The organism is Pseudonocardia alni, assembly GCF_002813375.1.
Classification (GTDB): Bacteria; Actinomycetota; Actinomycetes; order Mycobacteriales; family Pseudonocardiaceae; genus Pseudonocardia; species Pseudonocardia alni.
Genome location: NZ_PHUJ01000003.1, coordinates 1,088,613 through 1,111,659 on the forward strand (window position 1 = coordinate 1,088,613; position 23,047 = coordinate 1,111,659).

The window sequence follows — 23,047 nt, forward strand, 5'->3', positions numbered from 1 at the left end:
ACGGGTGGGCACCACCAGCGGGGCGGCGAGGGTGAGCTCCTCGACGCGGTCGCAGCCGACCTCGTCGCCGGCGCGCAGGGCCAGTTCGAGCAGCGCCGTGCCGGGCACGAGGACGGTGCCCCGGACGGCGTGGTCGGTCAGCCACGGGTGGGTCGCGAGCGACAGCCGACCGGTGCAGAGCACGCCCTCGCCCTCGGCGAGCTCGACCACGCCGTGCAGGACGGGGTGCCCGGTGGCGGTGAGTCCGAGCGCGCCGGCGTCGGCCGCCGGGCGGGTCGCGGTGGGCCAGTAGGTGGCGTGCTGGAAGGCGTAGGTCGGGAGGTCGACCCGGCAGCCGCCCGGGAGCAGCTCCGTCCACCCGACGCGGGTGCCGCCGACGTGCAGCCGGGCCAGCGCGGTCAGTGCGGCGTCGACCTCGTCGCGGTCGCGGCGCAGGACGGGCACCGTCGCGGTCGTGTCGTCGGGCAGGGACTCGCGGGCCATCGCCGAGAGCACACCGTCGGGGCCGAGCTCCAGGAACGTGGTCGCACCGGCCTCGGCCAGCGCCCGCACGCCGTCGCCGAAGCGGACGGCCTCGCGGACGTGGCGCACCCAGTACTCCGGGTCGCACAGCTGCCGGGGCTCGGCGAGCGCACCGGTCAGGTTCGACACCACCGGCACCACCGGCTCGGCGTAGCTCAGCTGCTCGGCGACGGCCCGGAACTCCGCCAGCATCGGGTCCATCAGCGGCGAGTGGAACGCGTGGGACACCGCGAGCCGCCGTGTCCTGCGGCCGGCCAGCTGCTCGCCCACCGCTGTCACGGCATCCTCGTCACCGGAGACGACGACAGCGGACGGGCCGTTGACCGCCGCGATCGCGACGCCGTCGGTGAGGTGCGGGCGCACCTCGTCCTCGCTCGCCTGCACGGCGAGCATGGCGCCCCCGGTCGGCAGCGCCTGCATCAGCGACGCCCGCGCCGCGACCAGGCGCGCCGCGTCGCCCAGCGAGAACACCCCGGCCACGTGCGCCGCCGCGATCTCACCGATCGAGTGCCCCGCCACCAGGTCGGCCCGCACACCCCAGGACTCCACCAGCCGGTGCAGCGCGACCTCGACCGCGAACAGCGCGGGCTGCGTCGTGCCGGTCTCGTCCAGCGCGGCGGCGTCGGTGCCCCACACGGCCGCCCGCAGGTCGGAGCCCAGCTCGGCCTCCAGCGCGGACAGTGCGGCGTCGAAGGCGTCGGCGAACACCGGGAACCGGGCGTACAGCTCCCGGCCCATGCCGAGCCGCTGCGAGCCCTGCCCGGAGAACAGCATGGCGGTCCGGCCGCCGCGGGCACGGCCGGTGACGACCACCGGGTCGCTGTCGCCGTCGGCGAGCGCGGTGAGAGCACGCACGGCGTCGTCGGCGTCGGCCGCGAGGACGACGGCGCGGTGGTCGAACGCGGACCGGCCGGTCGCCAGGGAGTGGGCGACGTCGATCGGGCGCAGGTCCGGTCGCCCGGTGACGGCGTCGCGGAGCCGGGCGGCCTGGTCGCGCAGCGCCTCGGGGGACCTCGCGGACAGCAGCCACGGCAGCGGGCCGTCGGGTCCGGGCTCCGCCGGGGCGGGGGCCGGGGCGTCGGCGGGCTGCTCGACGATGACGTGGGCGTTGGTGCCGCTGATCCCGAACGACGACACACCCGCCCGGCGCGGGCGGCCGGTCTCCGGCCACACGGTCGGCTCGGTGAGCAGTGCGACGGTGCCGTCGGACCAGTCCACGTGCGAGGACGGCGCGTCCACGTGCAGCGTCCGCGGCAGCACCCCGTGCCGCAGCGCCTGCACCATCTTGATCACGCCGGCGACGCCGGCGGCGGCCTGGGTGTGGCCGATGTTGGACTTCAGCGAACCCAGGTGCAGCGGCTGCGCGGGGTCGCGGTCGGCGCCGTAGGTCGCGATGAGCGCCTGCGCCTCGATGGGGTCGCCGAGGGTGGTGCCGGTGCCGTGGGCCTCGACCGCGTCGACGTCGGCCGCGGTGAGCCCCGCGCTCGCCAGTGCCTGGCGGATGACCCGCTGCTGGGACGGCCCGTTCGGTGCCGTGAGCCCGTTGGACGCACCGTCCTGGTTCACCGCGGACCCGCGCACCACGGCGAGGATCTCGTGACCGTTCCGCAGCGCGTCCGACCGGCGCTCCAGCACCAGCATGCCGGCGCCCTCGGCCCAGCCGACGCCGTCGGCGGCGTCGGCGAAGGGCTTGGACCGGCCGTCGGCGGCGAGGCCGCCCTGCCGGGAGAACTCGACGAACGTGGCCGGGGTGGACATGACGGTGACGCCACCGGCGAGAGCGAGCGTGCACTCGCCGGTCCGCAGGGCCTGCATCGCCCAGTGCATCGCCACCAGCGACGACGAGCAGGCGGTGTCGACGGTGACCGCCGGTCCCTCCAGCCCCAGGGTGTAGGACACCCGGCCCGAGGCGACGCTGCCCGCGCTGCCCTGGCCCTGGATCCCCTCGTGCTCGGGTCCGCCGAGGTTGTCGGCGTAGTCGTGGTACATGACGCCGGCGAAGACGCCGGTAGCGCTGCCGCGCAACGAGACCGGGTCGATCCCGGCCCGCTCGACCGCCTCCCAGCTCGTCTCCAGCAGCAGCCGCTGCTGCGCGTCGGTGGCCGTCGCCTCACGCGGACTCATCCCGAAGAACCCGGCGTCGAACTCGGCGGCGTCGTGCAGGAAGCCGCCCTCGCGGGTGTAGGAGGTGCCGGCGTGGTCGGGGTCCGGGTCGTAGAGGCCGTCGAGGTCCCAGCCGCGGCCGGTGGGGAACCCGGTGATGGCGTCGACGCCGTCGCCGACGAGCTGCCACAGCTTCTCCGGCGAGGTGACCCCGCCGGGGTAGCGGCACGCCATTCCCACGATGACGACCGGGTCGTCGCCGAGCGGCGCCGCGGGCGCGGGCGCCGGTGCGGGCGGGGCCGCGGAGCCGAGCAGCTCGGAGCGCAGGTGGGTGGCGAGCGCCGAGAGGGTCGGGTGGTCGAAGACCGTCGTCGCGGGCAACCGCAGCCCGGTCGCCGTCGCGAGCCTGTTGCGCAGCTCGACGGCGGTCAGGGAGTCGAACCCGAGATCGCGGAAGGCGCGGTCGGCCTCGATGTCGGCGCCGGAGGTGTGCCCGAGCACGAGGGCGGCGGCGTCGCGGACGACGTCGAGGAGGACCTCGTGGCGCCGGTCGTCGTCGAGCCGGGCGAGCCGGGCGACGAGCCCGGCGTCGGTGGCCTGCGCGGCGCCGGCGGCGGTGCGGCGGGGGGCGGTGACCAGTCCGCGCAGCAGCGCGGGGACCGGGGTCCGGGCGCGGAACGCGGCGAGGTCGAGGCGGGCGGTGACCAGCGCCGGGTCGCCGGTGGCCGGTGCGGCGTCGAAGAGGGCGAGGCCCTCGTCGGCGGTGAGCAGTGGCATCCCGGCGGCGGCGGCCCGGGCGACGTCGCGCTGGTCGAGGTCGGCGGTCATGCCGAGGCCCTGCTGCCAGGGGCCCCAGGCCAGCGCGGTGGCGGGCAGGCCGGCGGCGGCGCGGTGCGCGGCCAGGGCGTCGAGGAACGCGTTGCCGGCGGCGTAGTTCGCCTGGCCGGCACCGCCGAACACCCCGGCGACCGAGGAGAAGAGCACGAACGCGTCCAGGTCCAGACCCGCGGTCGCGCGGTGCAGGTTCCACGCACCGTCCACCTTCGGCGCGAGCACCCGGGCCAGACGCCCGGGGGTGAGCGAGGTCAGCACCCCGTCGTCGAGGATCCCGGCGGTGTGCACGACGGCACCCAGCGGGTGCGCACCGGGCACACCGGCCACCAGCGCGGTGACGGCGTCGGCGTCGGTGACGTCGCAGGCGGCGACCGACACCCGGGCGCCGTGGCCCTCCAGCTCGGCGACCAGCTCCGCGGCCCCCGGTGCGTCCGCACCGGACCGGCTGGTCAGCAGCAGGTGGCGCACCCCGTGGGTGGCGACGAGGTGACGGGCGAGCAGTCCGCCCAGGCCACCGGTGCCGCCGGTGACCAGGACGGTGCCCTCGGTCGACCACGTCGTGGCGCCGGTGGGGGCCCCGGCGCGGGTCAGACGGGCGGCGAGGACGTCGTCCCCGCGGACGGCGAGCTGCGGCTCGTCCGGGGACAGCGCGACGGGCAGGGCACCGGTCGCGGGCACGGCGGCGGCCGGGTCGAGGTCGAGCAGGCCGAAGGCGCCGGGGTTCTCGGTCTGCGCGGAGCGGACCAGCCCCCACACCGCGGCGGCGGCGAGGTCGGCGACGGGCTCACCGGCGGCCGTGACGGCGCCGCGGGTGACGAGCACCAGCCGGGAGCCGGCGAGCCGGTCCTCGGTCGACCAGCGCCGGAGCAGGTCCAGGGTCGCGCCGGTGCGGTCGCGCACGTCCCGCGGCGTGTCGTCGCCGGGGCCGGCCGGGAGCGGGGCGAGCACGGTCGCCGGGACGGTGCTGCCGGGGTCGGCGAGCAGGTCGTCGACGGTGTCGTACCGGGTGTGCCCGGCGGCGAGGAGGTCGGTCACCGGGTCGCCCGGCGCGCCGAGCACCGCGACCGGCGCCGGCGGCACGGACGGGTCCGACGGCGCCGTGACGGCCGTCCAGTCGAGCCGGAACAGGCCGTCGCGCACGGCCGTCCCGGTGCCGAGGGCGGCAGGGTCGACGGGGCGCGCGCGAAGACGGCCGGCGGTGGCGACCGGACGACCCTCGGGGTCGGCGACGGCGACGGCCAGGCCACCGCCGTCGGCGGGTGCGAGCCGCACCCGCAGCGCGGTGGCCCCGGCGGCGTGCAGGGTGACGTCCTCCCACGCCCACGGAAGGCCCGCGGCACCGTCACCGGTGAGCAGGGCGGCGTGCAGGGCGGCGTCGAGCAGAGCGGGGTGCAGCCCGAAGCGGGCCGCGTCCTCGGCGGTGGTGTCGGGGTCGGGCAGGGACACCTCGGCGTAGACGGTGTCACCGTCCCGCCAGGCGCCGGTCAGCCCCCGGAACACCGGGCCGTATCCGAATCCGGCCCCGGCGAACCGCTCGTAGCAGCCCTCGACGTCGAGCTCGGCCGCGCCGGTGGGCGGCCAGGTCGTGGCGTCGAACCGCACTGGGCCCGGCGCGAGGGTGGTGAGGGTGCCGGTGGCGTGCTCGGTCCACTCGTCGGAGCCCTCGGGGCGGGCGTGCACGGTGACCGGGCGTCGGCCGGAACCGTCGTCGGCACCGGCGCGGACCTGCACGGTGACGGCGCCACCCGCGGCGGGCAGGGTCAGCGGCGTGGCGAGGGTGAGCTCCTCGACGCCGGTGCAGCCGACCTCGTCGCCCGCGCGGACGGCGAGTTCGAGCAGCGCGGTCCCGGGCAGCACCACGGTCCCGGCGACCGTGTGGTCGGCGAGCCACGGCTGCGCGGACGCCGAGAGACGGCCGGTCAGCAGCGCGCCCGCGCCGTCGGGGAACGCGACGGCGGCGCCGAGCAGCGGGTGCCCGGCGGCGCCGAGCCCGGCGGAGCGGACGTCGCCGGGGGCCGCGGTGGCACCCGGCCAGTAGCGGCGGTGCTGGAAGGCGTAGGTCGGCAGGTCGACGCGGGCGGCGCCGGTGCCGTCGAACACGGCGTCCCAGTCGATCCGTACGCCGCGGACGTGCAGCGCGGCGAGCGCGGCGACGACGGCGACGTCCTCGGAGCGGTCGCCGTGCAGCACGGGCACGGTGACGGTCCCGTCGGCGGGCAGCGAGTCCTGGGCCATGGCCGACAGCACGCCGCCGGGGCCGATCTCGACGAAGGTGACGGCGCCGCGGCCGGCGAGGGTGGTGACGGCGTCGGCGAACCGGACGGGTTCGCGGACGTGGCGCACCCAGTACCCGGGGTCGCACAGCTCGTCGGCACCGGCGAGGTCACCGGTCAGGGAGGAGACCACGGGCACCGCCGGGGCCTCCGGGGACAGGCCGGCGACCACGGAGCGGAACTCGGCGAGCATCGGCTCCATCAGCGGCGAGTGGAACGCGTGGCTGACCCTCAGCCTGCTGGTCCGTCGCCCGCCCTCGGCGAGCGCCGCCGCGACGGCGTCGACGCCGTCCTGCGAGCCGGACACGACGACGGCCGACGGGCCGTTGACCGCGGCGATCGCGACGTCGTCGCGGGTGAGCAGAGCGGCGACCTCGTCCTCGGTCGCCTCGACGGCGACCATCGCGCCGCCGGCGGGCAGCGCCTGCATCAGGGTGCCGCGGGCGGCGACCAGCCGCGCGGCGTCGGCGAGGGTGAACACCCCCGCCACGTGGGCGGCGGCGATCTCGCCGACGGAGTGGCCGGCGACGAGGTCGGGGGCGACGCCCCAGGACTCCAGCAGCCGGTACAGCGCGACCTCCAGCGCGAACAGCGCCGGTTGGGTGGCGCCGGTCGCGTCCAGTGCGGCCCCGGCGCTGTCACCGTGGCCCCAGACGACCGCACGCAGGTCGGAGCCCAGCTCGGCGTCCAGCGCGGACAGTGCGGCGTCGAAGGCGTCGGCGAAGGCCGGGTACCGGGCGTGCAGCTCGCGGCCCATGCCGAGGCGCTGCGAGCCCTGCCCGGAGAACAGGAACGCGGTCCGGCCGGTCGCGGTGGTGCCGGTGACGACGGCCGGGTCGGCCTCGCCCGCGGCGAGCGCCGCCAGGCCGCGCAGGGTCTCCTCCGACCCGGTGCCGACGACGACCGCGCGCTGCTCGAGGGCGGCGCGGGTGCGCAGCAGGGACCAGCCGACGTCGGCGGGGTCGATCGCGGGATCGATCGCGGGGTCGACGGCGTGGCCGTCGCGGACGTGGGTGAGCAGGCGGGCGGCCTGGTCGCGCAGCGCGTCGGCGGAGGCGCCCGACAGCGCCCACGGCACGGCGGGCAGCTCCCGGCCACCGACGGTGGCGGTGGTCGGCGTCGGCTCCGGCTGCTCGATGATCACGTGGGCGTTGGTGCCGCTGATCCCGAACGACGACACGCCCGCCCGGCGGGGGCGCCCGGTCTCGGGCCACACCGTCGGCTCGGTGAGCAGCGCGACCGTGCCGTCGGACCAGTCCACGTGCGAGGACGGCGCGTCCACGTGCAACGTGCGCGGCACCGTCCCGTGCCGCATCGCCAGCACCATCTTGATCACACCCGCCACACCGGCGGCGGCCTGGGTGTGGCCGATGTTGGACTTCACCGACCCGAGCAGCAGCGGCCGCTGCGGGTCCCGCTCCCGCCCGTAGGTCGCGATCAGGGCCTGCGCCTCGATCGGGTCGCCGAGGGTGGTGCCGGTGCCGTGTGCCTCGACGACGTCGACGTCGCCGGTGGACAGGCCGGCGTTCGCCAGCGCGCGGCGGATGACCCGCTGCTGCGACGGACCGTTCGGCGCGGTGAGCCCGTTCGAGGCGCCGTCCTGGTTGACCGCCGACCCGCGCAGCACCGCGAGGATCTCGTGACCGTTCCGGAGCGCGTCGGACCGCCGCTCCAGGACGAGCATGCCGACGCCCTCGGACCAGGCGACGCCGTCGGCGGCGTCGGCGAAGGCCTTGGAGCGGCCGTCGGGGGCGAGTCCGCGCTGGCGGGAGAAGTCGACGAACGTGCTGGGGGTCGACATGACCGTCACGCCCCCGGCGAGGGCGAGGGTGCACTCCCCCGCCCGCAGCGCCTGCGCGGCCAGGTGCATCCCGACCAGCGACGACGAGCACGCGGTGTCGACGGTGACCGCCGGGCCCTCCAGGCCCAGGGTGTAGGACACGCGGCCGGACGCGACGCTGGGGGCGCTGCCGTTGCCGCGGAAGGCCTCGTGCTCGTCACCGGTCAGCGTGGTGCCGTAGTCGTTGTACATGACGCCGGCGAACACACCGGTGGCGCTGCCGCGCAGGCCGGTCGGGTCGATCCCGGCCCGCTCGATCGCCTCCCAGCTCGTCTCCAGCAGCAGCCGCTGCTGGGAGTCGGTGGACAGCGCCTCGCGCGGGCTCATCCCGAAGAAACCGGCGTCGAACTCGGGGGCGGTGTGCAGGAACCCGCCGGCGCGGACGTGGGTGTGCCCGGGACGGTCCGGGTCCGGGTCGAACAGGTTGGCCAGGTCCCAGCCGCGGTCGGTCGGGAACGGGCCGGTCGCGTCGGCGCCGTCGCCGACGAGCCGCCACAGGTCCTCCGGGGAGCCGACACCGCCGGGGTAGCGGCACGCCATCCCGACGATCACGACGGGATCGTCGCCGGTCGCGGCCGGGGAAGCGGCGGTCCTGTCGGGGGTGCGGTCGGCGGTGTCGTCGGGGGCGTCGTCGGCACCGAGCAGCTCGTCGCGCAGGTGGCGGGCCAGCACGCCCGGCGTCGGGTAGTCGAAGACCATGGTCGCGGGCAGGCGCAGCCCGGTGGCGGCGGTGAGTCCGTTGCGCAGCTCGACCGCGGTGAGCGAGTCGAAGCCGAGGTCCTGGAACTGACGGCCGGTCTCGACCTGGCCGGGGTCGGCGTGGCCGAGGACGTGGGCGATCCGCTCGCGGACGAGGTCGAGCAGCGCCTCGTCACGGGTGGACCCGTCCAGCGCGCGGAGCCGCTCGGCGAGGTCACCGGTGGACGGCGACGTCTGGGCGGCGGCGCGCCGCGCGGGGCGCCGGATCAGGCCGCGCAGCAGCGGCGCGGGCTCGCCCTGGGCGCGCAGGGCGGGCAGGTCGAGCCGGACCGGGGCGAGCGCGGCGGTTCCGTCGGCGGTCGCCGCGAGGGCGGCGTCGAACAGGGCGGTGCCCTGCTCCGGGGTCAGCGGTGGCATCCCGGAGCGGGCGATCCGCTCCACGTCGACGTCGCTGAGCGAGCCGGTCATGCCGACGACGCGGCTCCACGGCCCCCAGGCCAGCGCGACGGCGGGCAGCCCGGCCGACCGGCGGTGCACGGCCAGCGCGTCGAGGAAGGCGTTCCCCGCGGCGTAGTTGGCCTGCCCGGGGCTGCCGAAGGTGGCGGCGACCGAGGAGAACAGGACGAAGGCGTCCAGGTCCAGGTCGCGGGTGAGCTCGTGCAGGTGCCAGGCCGCGTCGGCCTTGGGGCGCAGCACGGTGTCGAGGCGCTCCGGGGTCAGCGAGCCGATCACGCCGTCGTCGACGACGCCCGCGGTGTGTACGACGGCGGTCAGCGGGTGCGTGTCGGGGATGCCGGCGAGCAGCGCGGCGACCGCGGCCCGGTCGGTGACGTCGCAGGCCACGGCGTGCGCGGTCGCGCCCAGCGCGGTGAGCTCGTCGACCAGCTCGGCGGCGCCGGGGGCGTCCGGACCGCGACGGCCGGCCAGCAGCAGCTGCCGTACACCGTGCTCGGCGACGAGGTGCCGGGCCAGGACACCGCCGAGGCCGCCGGTCCCGCCGGTGATCAGGACGGTGCCGTCGGGGTTCCACCGGTGCGGCTCGGCGTCGGTGCGGACCCGGACCAGCCGCGGCACGAGCACCGTGTCGGCGCGGACGGCGAGGTCGGGCTCGTCCTCGGTGGCGGCGAGCGCGGCGACCAGTGCGGCGGGGGCCACGACCGGATCGGCGCCGGTGGCGTCGTCGGGCAGGTCGAGGACCGCCAGCCGGCCCGGGTTCTCGGTGCGGGCGGTGCGGACGAGGCCGTGCACCGCGGCGGCGGCCGGGTCGGCGCCGTCGGTGGCGCCGCGGGTGAGCAGCACGAGCCGGGAGTCGGCGAACTCCTCGCCGGACAGCCACTGCTGCACCAGCTCCAGGGCCGCGGTGGCGACGGTGTGCGCGGCGTCGGCGACGGTGCCGCCGCAGGACGCGGCCCCGGCCACCACGAGCTCGGGGACGGGCTCGCCGGAGGCGGCCAGCGCGGTGAGATCCGGGTAGGTGCGCACGGGGACGCCCGCGGCCCGCAGTGCGGCCGTGCCGACCGGGCCGGGGCCGCCGGTCTCGGCGCCGACGACGGCGACCGCCGCCGGGGTCCGGCCGGCGGGGCCGCCCAGCGGCGCCCAGTCCTGGCGGAACAGTGCGTCGTCGTACCGGTCGGCGCCGGTGTCGGCCGGGACCTCGCGGGAGACCAGGGAGTCCGCCGTCAGCACGGGCCCGCCCGCGGCGTCGAACACCGTGATCGACACGGTGTCCTCGCCGGTGGCCGCGATCCGGGCGCGGACGGTGCCGGCGCCCGCGGCGAACAGCTGGACGCCCTCCCAGGTGAAGGGCAGGCCGCCACGGCTGATCGCACCCAGGTCGCCGTAGGCGGCGGCGTGCTGCGCGGCGTCGAGCAGGGCGGGGTGCAGGCCGAAACCGGTCGTGTCGGTTCCGGCGCCGTCGGGCAGCGTGACCTCGGCGAACACCTCGCCGTCGCGGCGCCACGCGGCGTGCAGCCCCCGGAAGGAGGGCCCGTAGTCGAAGCCGATCCCGGCGAGCCGCTCGTAGCAGCCCTCGAGGTCGACCGGCTCGGCGCCGGCGGGCGGCCAGGCGGTCGTGTCGAGCCCGTCGGGCGCCGTCGATCCCGAGCCGAGCACACCGGTGGCGTGCTGCGACCAGGGCAGGCCGTCGGCGTCCTCCGGCCGGGAGAACACGCCGAGGGGGCGGCGGCCACGGGCGTCCGCCGGACCGACGCGGACCTGCACCCGCACGCCGCCGCGCTCGGGGAGCACGAGGGGCGCGGCCAGGGTGAGCTCCTCCACCCGGGTGCAGCCGACCTCGTCGCCGGCGCGTACCGCCAGCTCGACGAACGCGGTGCCGGGCAGCAGCGCACGGCCCCGCACGCCGTGGTCGGCCAGCCACGGATGGGTGCGGACCGAGAGCCTGCTGGTGAACAGCACGCCGTCGTCACCGGCGAGCTCGACCGCGGCGCCGAGCAGCGGGTGGTCGGCGGTGGTGAGCCCCGCGGCGGTGACGTCGGCGGCGCCCCGCGCCGGCGCGGGCCAGTAGCGGGTGTGCTCGAAGGGGTAGGTGGGCAGGTCGACCCGGGACGCACCGGTGCCGTCGAAGAGCCGGGCCCAGTCCACGGTCGTCCCGCGGACGTGGGCCGTGGCGAGGCCGGTGACCAGCGACAGCTCCTCGGGGCGGTCGCGGCGCAGCAGCGGTACGGCGACGGCGCCCCCGGGCAGGGACTCCTGCGCCATGCCGCAGAGCACGCCGTCCGGGCCGAGCTCGACCAGCGTGGTGACGCCGCGCGCGGCCAGGGCGGTGACGCCGTCGGCGAAGCGGACGGTGCCGCGGACGTGGCGCACCCAGTAGTCCGCGGAGCAGATGTCGGCGACCTCGGCGACCGAGCCGGTCAGGTTGGAGACGACCGGGATCCGTGGCTCGTGGTAGGTGAGTCCGGCGGCGACGGCCCGGAACTCGGCGAGCATCGGCTCCATCAGCGGCGAGTGGAACGCGTGGCTGACCCGCAGCCGGGTGCTGCGCCACCCCTGGGCGCGGGCGTGCTCCTCGACGGCGGCGATCCCGTCGGTGTCCCCGGCCACCACGACCGACGACGGCCCGTTGACCGCGGCGAGCGAGACACCGGCGGTGAGCAGGGGTGCGACCTCGTCCTCGGTCGCGCCCACGGCCAGCATCGCGCCGCCGCGCGGCAGCGCGGCCATCAGCCGGGCGCGGGCGGCGACGAGCGTGGCGGCGTCGTCGAGGGACAGCACGCCCGCGACGTGCGCGGCGGCGATCTCGCCGATCGAGTGCCCGCCGACGAGGTCCGGGACCACGCCCAGCGAGGTGACCAGGCGGTGGAGGGCGACCTCGATCGCGAACAGCGCGGGCTGCGCCCGGCCGGTGTCGTCGAGCGCCTCGGCGTCGGTGCCCCACAGGACCTCACGCAGGGTGGCGTCGCTGTCGGGCGACGCCGCGTCGAGCAGCGCGGCGGTCTCGTCGAACGCCTCGGCGAACACCGGGAAGCGTGCGTACAGCTCCCGGCCGGCACCCAGGCGCTGCGAGCCCTGCCCGGAGAACAGCAGCGCCGTCAGGCCCTCCCCCGCGACACCGCGGGCGATCTCGGTGACCTCGTCCCCGGAGCCGAGCAGCACGGCGCGGTGCTCGAAGGTCGCACGTCCGGTGGCCAGGGAGGCGCCGACGTCGATCGGGCGAAGGCCGGCGGCCGAGCCGGTGAGCCGGGCGCGCAGGGTGTCCAGAGCGGTGGCGGTGCGTGCGGACAGCGGCCACGGCACCACCGCCGGGGCCGGCAGCGGCGCGGCGGCCGCCTGCTCCTCGGCGTGCGGGGCCTGCTCCAGGATGACGTGGGCGTTGGTGCCGCTGATCCCGAACGAGGAGACCCCTGCCCGGCGCGGGCGGCCGGTCTCCGGCCAGTCGAGGGCGGCGTCGAGCAACGCCACGGCGCCCGCGGTCCAGTCGACGTCGGCCGAGGGCCGCTCGGCGTGCAGGCTGCGGGGCAGCACCCCGTGCCGCAGCGCCATGATCATCTTGATGACGCCGGCGACGCCCGACGCGGCCTGGGTGTGGCCCATGTTGGACTTCACCGAGCCCAGCAGCAGCGGGGTCGCGCGGTCCGCGCCGTAGGTCGCGAGCAGGGCCTGCGCCTCGATCGGGTCGCCCAGCGTGGTGCCGGTGCCGTGCGCCTCGACGGCGTCGACGTCACCGGAGCCCAGCCGCGCGCTCTCCAGCGCGGCCCGGATCACCCGCTGCTGAGACGGGCCGTTGGGGGCGGTCAGGCCGTTGGAGGCGCCGTCCTGGTTGATCGCCGACCCGCGCAGGACCGCGAGGACCTCGCGGCCCTGGCGGCGGGCGTCGGAGAGCCGCATCAGCACGAGCACCCCGGCGCCCTCGGCCCAGCCGGTGCCGTCCGCGCCGTCGGCGAACGGCTTGCACCGGCCGTCGGCGGCCAGCCCGCTCTGGGCGGTGAAGGCGACGAACGGGCCGGGGGTGGCCATCACCGACGCGCCACCGGCCAGCGCCGTCGAGCACTCCCCCGCCCGCAGCGCCTGCACCGCCTGGTGCATCGCGACCAGCGACGACGAGCAGCCGGTGTCGACGGTGACCGCCGGGCCCTCGGCGCCCAGGGTGTACGACAGCCGCCCGGAGATGACGCTCGCGGCGTGCCCGGTGGTCGAGTAGACCGCCACGTCCTCGTCGGAGGCGCGGATCACCTCGCCGTAGTCCTGGCCGGTGGTGCCGACGAAGACCCCGGTGTCGGTGCCGCGCAGCGACGTCGGGTCGATCCCGGCCCGCTCCAGCGCCTCCCAGGTGATCTCCAGCAGGATCCGCTGCTGCGGGTCCATCGCGACGGCCTCGCGCGGGGAGATCCCGAAGAAGCCGGGGTCGAAGCCGGCGACGTCGTCGACGAAGCCGCCGACCTGGGCCAGGCTGCCGCCCTCGCCGTCACCGGCGAGCGCGTCGAGGTCCCAGCCGCGGTCGGTCGGGAACGGCCCGAGGACGTCGCGGCCGTGCGCGACGACGTCCCACAGGTCCTCCGGCGAGGCGACGCCACCGGGGAAGCGGCAGCCGATGCCGACGACCGCGACCGGCTCGGACGCGGCGGCGACCAGCTGCTCGTTCTGCCGGCGGAGCCGCTCGACCTCCTTGAGGGACGACCGGAGTGCCTCGACGTACTTCTGGTCCGACGTGCTCATCAGAATCTCCTGCTTGTCGTTCAGTTCGCCGAGGTCAGTTCGCCGAGTTCTCGGTGACGAGCCGCAGCAGCGCTTCGGCATCCATGTCGTCGAGGGACTCCGCGCCGCCGTCGTCGGTCCGGCCCGCGTCGGGGTCGGGGTCGTCGGCGGCACCGGGTTCGGCGTCGGCGAGGCCCAGCACCATGTCCAGCAGGCCCGCCCGCCGCAGCCGTCCGATGGGGACGGAGGCGAGGACCTCACGGATGTGGGCGTCGGGGTCGTCGGTGCGGGTGGTGCCCTGCTCGCCGGAGGCGTCGCCGAACAGCAGCGTCCCCAGGTGGCGGGCCAGGTCGGTGGGTGTCGGGTGGTCGAAGACGAGCGCCGCGGGCAGCGGCAGTCCGAGCCCGCCGCGCAGCCGGTTGCGCAGCTCCACCGCGGTCACCGAGTCGAACCCGACGTCGCGGAAGGCGCGCCCGGCGGGGATCGCGTCGGCGCCGTCGTGGCCGAGGGTGGCCGCCGCCTCGCCGCGGACCGCCTCGACGAGCGCCCGGGCACGTTCCGCGGTCGGCAACGCCTCCAGGCGCCCGCGCAGCGGCGGGACGGCCGCGTCCGCACCGGCGTCGCCGGCGACCGGGGCCGGCCCGTCGGCGAGCGCGGCGACCGCCTCGGGCACCGTGCCCAGCAGCGGGCTGGGGCGCAGCGCGGTGAAGCTCGGCGCGAAGACCTCCCATTCCATGCGGGTCACCGCGACCGCGGTGTCCCCCTCGCCGAGAGCCAGCTCCAGCGCGGCCAGTGCGTCGCCCGGGTCCATCGCCGGGACACCCTGGCGGTGCAGCCGCTCGTGCACCTGCGGATCGGTGGCCATGCCGACCTCGCCGAACGTCCCCCAGGCGACCGACGTCGCCGGGAGCCCGAGCCCGCGACGGTGCGCGGCGAGGGCGTCGAGGTAGGCGTTGGCCGCGGCGTAGCCGGGCTGGCCGCCGCTGCCCCACACCGCCGCCCCGGAGCTGTACAGCACGAACGCGTCGAGCTCGGTCCCGCGGGTGAGCTCGTGCAGGTTCCGGGCCGCGGTCAGCTTGGCCCGCAGCAGCGCGTCGAGCCGGCCCACGGTCAGGTCCGCGACGGGGGCGTCCCCGTCGGCGACGCCCGCCGAGTGGACGACGGCGGTCAGCGGCAGGTCCGCGGGCAGCCCGTCGAGCAGGGTGGCGAGTGCATCCCGGTCGGCGGCATCGCAGGCGGCGATCGTGACCCGGGCGCCGAGCGACTCCAGCTCGGTGCGCAGTGCGGCGGCGCCGGGGGCGTCCTCGCCGCGGCGGCTGGTCAGCAGCAGGTGCTCGGCGCCGCGGCCGGCGGCCCACACCGCCGTCCGTCCGCCGATGCCGCCGGTCCCGCCGGTCACCAGCACGGTGCCGCGGTCGCAGCCGCCGTGTCCGGGGCGCGGCGCGGCCGGGGCCGCGTGGGCGAGCCGTCGGGCGAGGACCCCGTGCGGCCGGACCGCCAGCTGGTCCTCGGTCCCGGCCCCGGTGACCAGCCCGGCGACCCGCGCCGCGGTCCGGGGGTCCGGGGTCCCCGGCAGGTCGATCAGCCCGCCCCACCGGTCGGGGTGCTCGAGCGCGACGACCCGGCCGAGGCCCCACAGGGTGCCCTGCTCGGGATCGGTGACCGCGTCACCGGGCACCGTCCCGACGGCACCGCGGGTCAGGCACCACAGCGGCGCCGTGACGGCGGCGTCGCCGAGTGCCTGGACCAGCGTGAGGGTCCGGGCCAGCGCGCCGGGGACGCCCGGGTGCTCCGGATGCGGCCGTCCCGTCGGGTCCGGGAGGGCCACGACCGCGGTGACCGGGCCGTCGGCGGCGTGCCGGGCCAGCTCGGCGGCCCACCCGGCGCGTCCGGTCCCGGGGTCGGTGACCGGGACGGCGCCGGGGCCGAACGCCGCGAGCAGCCCGTCGTCGTCGGTGCCGGTCCCCGCGTCGTGGCCGATGACCAGTACCCGCCCGGCCGGCGGGCCCGCGGCGGGCTCGGGGACCGGTGCCCAGTCGACCCGATAGCGCAGGTCGTTGGCCCGGGTGCGGGCGCGGGACCCGGCGCGCCATGCGGACAGCGCGGGCAGCACGGTGTCGAGTGCGCCGCCGGGCAGGCCGAGCGCGTCGGCGAACGCCGCCGGGTCCTGCCCGTCGACCAGTGCCCAGAACGCGGCGTCGTCGGCGGCGCCCGACGGGTCCGCCTTCGGCTCGGGCCAGTAGCTGCGGCGCCGGAACGCGTAGGTCGGCAGTTCGACGTCTGTGCCGCCGGTGTCGGGCAGGGTGGTGGTCCAGTCGACGGTGGCGCCGTGCACATAGGCCTCGGCCAGCGAGGTCAGCACCCGGGCGGGGCCGCCCTCGTCGCGGCGCAGCGTGCCCAGCACGACCGCGGCGGCGGTGCCGTCGGGGTCGGCCGCCTCCTGGGTCTCCTGGACCGGTCCGGCGAGCACCGGGTGCGGGCTGACCTCCACGAAGATCCGGTGCCCGGCCGCGAGGAGCGCCTCGGTGGCGTCCTGCATCCGGACGGTGGTGCGGAGGTTGGTGTACCAGTAGGTGCCGTCGAGGCCACCGTCCTCGGCGGTGTCGAGGCGCCCGCCGGTGACGGTGGAGTAGAACGGCACCGTCGGGGTGCGCGGAGTGATGCCGGCGAGGACCTCGGCGAGCTCGTCGCGCACGGCCTCGACGTGCGGGCCGTGCGAGGCGTAGTCCACCGAGACCCGCCGGGCCCGCACCCCGGCGGACTCGCAGGCGGGCAGCAGCGCGTCGAGCGCGTCCGCGTCGCCGGAGACGACGACCGAGGACGGCCCGTTGACCGCGGCGACCGACAGCGCGCCGCCCCAGGGCACGATGAGCTCGGTGACCCGGCCGACGGGCGCCGCGACCGAGACCATCCCGCCGTGCCCGGACAGCCGGGGCAGCGCGCGGCTGCGCAGCGCCACCACCAGCGCCGCGTCGTCGAGGTCGAGCGCACCCGCCACGTGGGCGGCGGCGATCTCGCCCTGCGAGTGGCCGACGACCGCAGCCGGCTCGACGCCGTGGGCGCGCCAGACCGCGGCGAGGCCGACCATCATCGCGAACAGCGCGGGCTGGACCACGTCCACGCGCTCCAGCAGCGCCGGGTCGCCGTCGCCGGTGAGGACCTCGTGCAGCGACCAGTCGACGTGCGGGGCCAGCGCGGCGGCGCAGTCGTCGACCGCGGCACGGAAGGCCTCCGACGTCGTGAGCAGGTCGCGGCCCATCCCCCACCACTGGGCGCCCTGCCCGGGGAACACGAACACCGGGCCGGCGGGGTCCTCGGCGGCGGTGCCGGTGACCAGACCGGCGACCGACGTGCCGTCGGCCAGCGCGGCCAGGCCGCGGGAGAGCTCGTCGGAGGTCTCCCCGACGACGACGGCGCGGTGGTCGAACGCGGCGCGGGTGGTGGCCAGGGCGTGCCCGGTCCTGGCCGGGTCCTGCGGGTCGCGGGCCACGGTGTCGCGCAGCCGGCCCGCCTGGGCGCGCAGCGCGTCGGCCGAACGGGCGGAGACCACCCACGGGACCGGTCCGGGTGCACCGGCCGGCGGGGTCGCCTCGGCGGGGGGCGCCTGTTCCAGCACGACGTGGGCGTTGGTCCCGCTGATGCCGAACGACGAGACCCCGGCCCGGCGGGGGCGGTCGGTCTCCGGCCACGCGGTGCGCCCGGTGAGCAGCTCGACGGCCCCGGTGGACCAGTCGACATGGCTCGACGGCGCGTCGAGGTGCTGGATGCCGGGCAGCTCACCGGCGCGCATCGCGGCCAGCATCGTGATCACGCCGGCGACGCCCGCGGCGGCCTGGGTGTGTCCGATCGCGGACTTCACCGAGCCCAGCCGCAGCGGCTCGTCCCGGTCGCGGCCGTAGGTGGCGAGCAGCGCCTGGGCCTCGATCGGGTCGCCGAGCCGGGTGCCGGTGCCGTGCGCCTCGACGACGTCGACGTCGGCGGCGGTCAGTCCCGCCTCGGCCAGTGCCCGGCGGATCACCCGCTGCTGGGACGGGCCGTTGGGGGCGGTCATCCCGTTCGACGCGCCGTCCGAGTTGATCGCCGAGCCGCGGATCACGCCGAGCACCGGGTGCCCCTTGCGGCGCGCGTCGGACAGCCGCTCGAGGAGGACGACGCCGACGCCCTCGGCGAGGGTCATGCCGTCGGCGGCCTCGGAGAAGGGCTTGCAGCGGCCGTCGGCGGCCAGTGCCCGCTGCCGGCTGAACCCGACGAAGGCCTGCGGGGTCGCCATCACCGCGGCGCCGCCGGCCAGGGCGAGCGAGCTCTCCCCGCTGCGCAGCGACCGGCAGGCCAGGTGCATCGCGACCAGCGACGACGAGCACGCCGTGTCCAGGGTGACCGCGGGACCCTCGAGGCCCAGCAGGTAGGCCACCCGGCCGGACAGCACGCTGGCGGCGGTGCCGGTCACCATGTGCGTCTCGGTGTCGCCCGCGGCGTGCGCGACGGTCGTCGCGTAGTCCTGGTAGGTGGCGCCCACGAAGGTGCCCGTGCTGGTGCCGCGCAGCGAGGTGGGGTCGATCCCGGCCCGCTCGAACGCCTCCCACGAGGTCTCCAGCAGGATGCGCTGCTGCGGGTCCATCGCGACGGCCTCGCGCGGGGAGATCCCGAAGAAGCCGGCGTCGAAGTCGGCCACGTCGTGCAGGAAGCCGCCCTGCACGGAGTAGGTGCGACCGTGCCGGTCCGGGTCGGGGTCGTGCAGCGCGGCCGCGTCCCAGCCGCGGCCGGCGGGGAAGCCGGTGATCGCGTCGACCCCGTCGAGTGCGAGCTGCAGCAGCGCCTCGGGGGTGTCGGCGCCGCCCGGGTAGCGGCAGCTCATCCCGATCACGGCGATCGGGTCGTCGTCCCCGGCCGGAGCGGCCGCGGGCTGCGGCAGCCCGTCCGCGGCGCCGAGCGCGAGCTCCTCCAGGCGGCCGGCGAGCACGGCGGGGCTGGGGTGGTCGAAGACCAGGGTGGAGGGCAGCGTCAGACCGGTCGCGGCGGCGAGCCGGTTGCGCAGGTCGACCGCGGTCACCGAGTCGAACCCGGCGTCGCGGAAGGCGCGGCGCTCGCCGAAGGCGTCGGCGGAGGCGTGCCCGAGGACCGCGGCGGCCTCGGTGCGGACCAGGGTGACCAGCAGCCGGGTCCGCTCGGCCGCCGACAGGGGCGCCAGGCGGCCGGCGAGGGCACCGCGCGGGCCCGCGGCCGGTGCCGCGGCGTGGGTGAGCCGGGCCCGGACCTCCGGGACCCGGTCGAACAGGTGCGAGACCCGGCCGGCGGTGAAGACGTCGTGGTAGACGTCCCAGTCGACGTCCATCAGGCCGACGACGGTCTCGTCGTCGTCGAGCACGCAGCGCAGCCCGGTCAGTGCCCGCTGCGGGTCGAGGTACTCCAGGCCGCTGCGCCGGATCCGGTGCGGGTCGGCCTCCGTGCGCTCGGGGTCGGCGTCGGGCCACTTGCCCCAGTGCACCGAGGTGGCGCGCAGCCCGCGCGCGCGGCGCTGCTCGGCCAGTGCGGACAGGAACGCGTTCCCGGCGGCGTAGGCGGCGTGCACGCCGCTGCCCCACATGCCGGCCGTCGAGGAGTACAGCACGAGGTCGGTGGCCGGGTCGTCGAGCAGCTCGTCGAGGATCCGGGCACCGGTCACCTTGGCGTGCACGACCTCGGCGAACTCGTCGAGGGTCGTGTCGGCGATCGCGGCCAGCCCGATCACCGCCGCGGTGTGCAGGACGGTGCCGACCGTGCGCCCCTGCGCGGCCAGCCGCGCCAGCAGGGCCGCGACCGCATCCCGGTCGGTGATGTCGCAGGCCACCGCCTCGGCCTCGGTGCCGGCCTCGGCCAGCTCGGCGACCAGCGCGGCCGCACCGGGGGCCTCGGGGCCGCGGCGGGACAGCAGCACGACGTGCTCCGCACCGTCGGCGGCCAGCCTGCGGGCCAGGTCGGGGGCCAGGGTGCCGGACCCGCCGGTGACCAGCGTGGTGCCCCGCGGGCTCCAGCGCCGGGCCGGGGCCCGGCCGCCACGATCGGCGCGGACGATGCGGCGCGCGAGCACGCCCGCCGGGCGGACCGCGAGCTGGTCCTCGTCGCCGAGCCGCCCGGCCAGGACGGCGGCGAGCCGGTCACCGGTCCGGGCGTCGAGGACCTCCGGCAGGTCGGCGGTGCCGCCCCGGCGGTGCGGCTGCTCGACGGCGGCGGTCCAGCCGAGCGCGGCGACCTGGCTCTGCAGGGGCCGGGTCACGGTGTCGCCGGGCGCGGCGGTGGCCGCACCACGGGTGAGGTGCCAGAGCGCGACGTCGATCCCGGCGTCGCCGAGTGCCTGGACCAGGGCCACCGACAGGGCGAGGCCGCGGGTGAGCCCCGGGTGACGGGGGTCGTCGTCCTCGGCGGCGGCGAGCAGCGAGACCACACCGGCGATGTCCCCGTCGGCGGTGGCGTCCGCGATCCGGGCGCGCAGCACCTCCCGGTCGGTGTCGTCCCGGTCGGTGCTCTCGTCGAGCACGAGGGGCCGGGCCACGGCGCCGTGGCGCTCCAGGACGCCGACGACGTCGGCGGGGTCGGTGCCGGCGGCGGTGACCACGAGCCAGGTGCCGGTGGGTCCGGTGCGGGGCGGCTGCGGGGTCGCGGCCCACTCGACGCGGTAGCGCCAGGTGTCGAGGTCCGCGCGGTCGGCGCGGGAGCGGCGCCAGGCGGACAGGCCGGGCAGGATCGCGGCGACCGCGTCCTCGTCGGTGCCGAGCGCGGCGGTCAGGGCGGGCAGGTCGGCCTGCTCGACGGCGTCCCAGAACTGGGCGTCCACGGCGCCGGTGTCCGGGGCGGCGGCGGTCGCGGTGCGGGTGCTCCAGTACCGCTCGTGCTGGAAGGGGTAGGTGGGCAGGTCGACCCGGGCCGCGGCGGCGGCGTCGAACAGGACCGGCCAGTCGACGTCGAGTCCCCGGACGTGCAGCTGGGCCGCGGACAGCAGGAACCGGTCGTAGCCGCCCTGGTCGCGGCGCAGCGTGCCGCCCGCGACACCGGTGATGCCGGCGTCGTCGAGCGCGTCCTGGACGGCCGGGGACAGCACCGGGTGCGCGGCGGACTCGATGAACACCCGGTGTCCGGTCGCGGTGAGCGCGGCCACCGCGTCGGCGAACCGGACGCGGTTGCGGAGGTTCTCGTACCAGTACGCGGCGTCCATCGTGGAGGTGTCCAGCAGCCCGCCGGTCAGCGTGGAGTACAGCGGCACCGCCGAGGGCTGCGGGGACAGGCCCGCGAGGGTCTCCAGGACCTCCGCGCGCAGCTCCTCGACCTGGTGGGAGTGCGAGGCGTAGTCGACCGCGATCCGGCGGACCCGGACCCCCTCGCCCGCGAGCACCGCGCCGAGCTCGTCGAGCGCCTGCGGCTCGCCGGAGACGACGACCGAGCGGGGCCCGTTGACCGCGGCCACCGAGACCCGGCCCGCGTACTCCTCGAGCCGTCCGGAGACCTCGTCGACCGGCAGCGCGACCGACATCATGCCGCCCCGCCCGGCCAGCGACCGTCCGATCGCGCGGCTGCGCAGCGCGACGACCCGGGCGCCGTCGGGCAGCGACAGCGCCCCGGAGACGACGGCGGCCGCGATCTCCCCCTGGGAGTGGCCGACGACCGCGTCCGGCTCCACCCCGTGGGCACGCCACAGCGCGGCGAGGGCGACCATCACCGCGAACGACGCCGGCTGGACCACGTCCACCCGGTCGGCGTCCGGTGCCCCCTCGGCGCGGCGCAGCACGTCGTGCAGCGACCAGCCGGTGATCGGGTCGAGGGCAGCAGCGCACTCGGCCACCCGCGCGGCGAACACCGGGGACTCCACGAGCAGCCGCGCACCCATACCGAGCCACTGCGCCCCCTGGCCGGGGAAGACGAACACGGTGCGGCCCTCGACGTCGGCGACGCCGTCGACGACGTGCGGGGCGGGTGTCCCCGCGGCCAGCGCGCCGACCCCGTCGAGCAGCTCGTCGCGGACGGTACCGACGACGACGGCCCGGTGCTCGTGCCGGGCGCGGGTGGTCAGCAGCGCGTGGCCGACGTCGTGCGGGTCGGCGGTGGCGTCCTCGCGGAGCCGGGCGTGCAGCGCGGCCGCACGGTCGCGGCGGGCCTGCGCGGTGTGCCCGGACAGGACCCAGGCGAGGACACCGGTGGGCCGCCCGCCCGGCGCGGGCTCCTCCGCGTCGGGCGCCTGCTCCAGCACGGCGTGGGCGTTGGTGCCGCTGATCCCGAACGACGACACCCCGGCCCGGCGCGGGCGGCCGGTCTCCGGCCACGCGGTGACCTCGGCGAGCAGCCGTACCGTGCCGGCCGACCAGTCGACGTGCGACGACGGCGTGCCGGCGTGCAGGGTCGGCGGGAGCACCCCGTGCCGCATCGCCTGCACCATCTTGATCACACCGGCGACACCGGCGGCGGCCTGGGTGTGCCCGATGTTGGACTTCAGCGACCCCAGGTGCAGCGGCCGGTCGGTGTCCCGGTCCCGGCCGTAGGTGGCGAGGATCGCCTGGGCCTCGATCGGGTCGCCGAGCCGGGTGCCGGTGCCGTGCGCCTCGACGGCGTCGACGTCGGCGGCGGTGAGCGCGGCCCGCTCCAGGGCCTGGGTGATGACGCGTTCCTGGGACGGCCCGTGCGGGGCGGTCAGGCCGTTCGAGGCGCCGTCCTGGTTCACCGCGGAACCGCGCAGGACCGCGAGGACCCGGTGCCCGTTCGCACGGGCGTCGGAGAGCCGCTCGGCGACCAGGACGCCGACGCCCTCCGCCCAGCCGGTGCCGTCGGCGTCGTCGGAGAACGCCTTGCAGCGCCCGTCCACCGACAGCCCGCCCTGGGCGCTGAACTCCACGAACACCGACGGGTCGGCGAGGATCGTCACCCCGCCGACCACCGCGAGCGAGGACTCCCCGCTGCGCAGCGAGTGCGCCGCCAGGTGGAGCGCGACCAGCGACGACGAGCACGCCGTGTCCACCGTGACGGCGGGGCCCTCCAGCCCGAGGGTGTAGGACAGCCGCCCGGACAGGACGCTCGCGGCGGTGCCGGTCAGGGCGTGCCCGCCCAGCTCGGTGCCGGCGTCGGCGGACGGGCTGCCCCAGTGGTAGGAGCCGACGAAGACGCCCGCCGGGCTGCCGCGCAGCGACGTGGGGTCGATCCCGGCGCGTTCGAGGGCCTCCCAGGAGACCTCGAGCAGCAGGCGCTGCTGCGGGTCCATCGCGGCCGCCTCGCGCGGGGAGATCCCGAAGAACGCCGCGTCGAACCCGGCGGCGTCGTCGAGGAACCCGCCGCGGGCGGTGGCGCTGCCGCCGTCGCCGGTGCTCCGGAGCGCATCGAGGTCCCAGCCGCGGTCGGCCGGGAACTCCGCGATCCCGTCGCCGCCTGCGGACACCAGATCCCACAACGACTCCGGGGAATCGACACCGCCGGGCAGCCGGCAGCCCATTCCGACGATCGCGACCGGTTCGTTCCCGACCGATTCCAATTCGTCGATACGGCGGCGGGCGCGGCGCAGATCCGTCGTGACCCGGCGGAGCGAGTCGACGATTCTGTTCTGCTGGTCCTGCGATTCCTGCATCAGCTCGTCCTCGTCATCCGGTCGCGCGCGGAGGCAGCGAAT

2 protein-coding genes (1 of these 2 running past the window's edge) are annotated in these 23,047 nt (G+C 77.2%); both read right to left on the bottom strand.

Features of this window, described 5'->3' with window-relative positions; all coding sequences use genetic code 11:
* On the bottom strand, nt 1-13,446 hold the beginning of the coding sequence (locus ATL51_RS29290) for a type I polyketide synthase (RefSeq protein WP_100877975.1). Its footprint begins 19,191 nt before the window's first position; the window shows 13,446 of its 32,637 coding nt (coding positions 1-13,446); the start codon lies at nt 13,444-13,446; its stop codon lies off the left edge, out of view.
* A gap of 34 nt (nt 13,447-13,480) precedes the next feature.
* Nucleotides 13,481-23,047, bottom strand: a complete 9,567-nt coding sequence (locus ATL51_RS28885) for a type I polyketide synthase (RefSeq protein ID WP_455342414.1) — start codon at nt 23,045-23,047, stop codon at nt 13,481-13,483.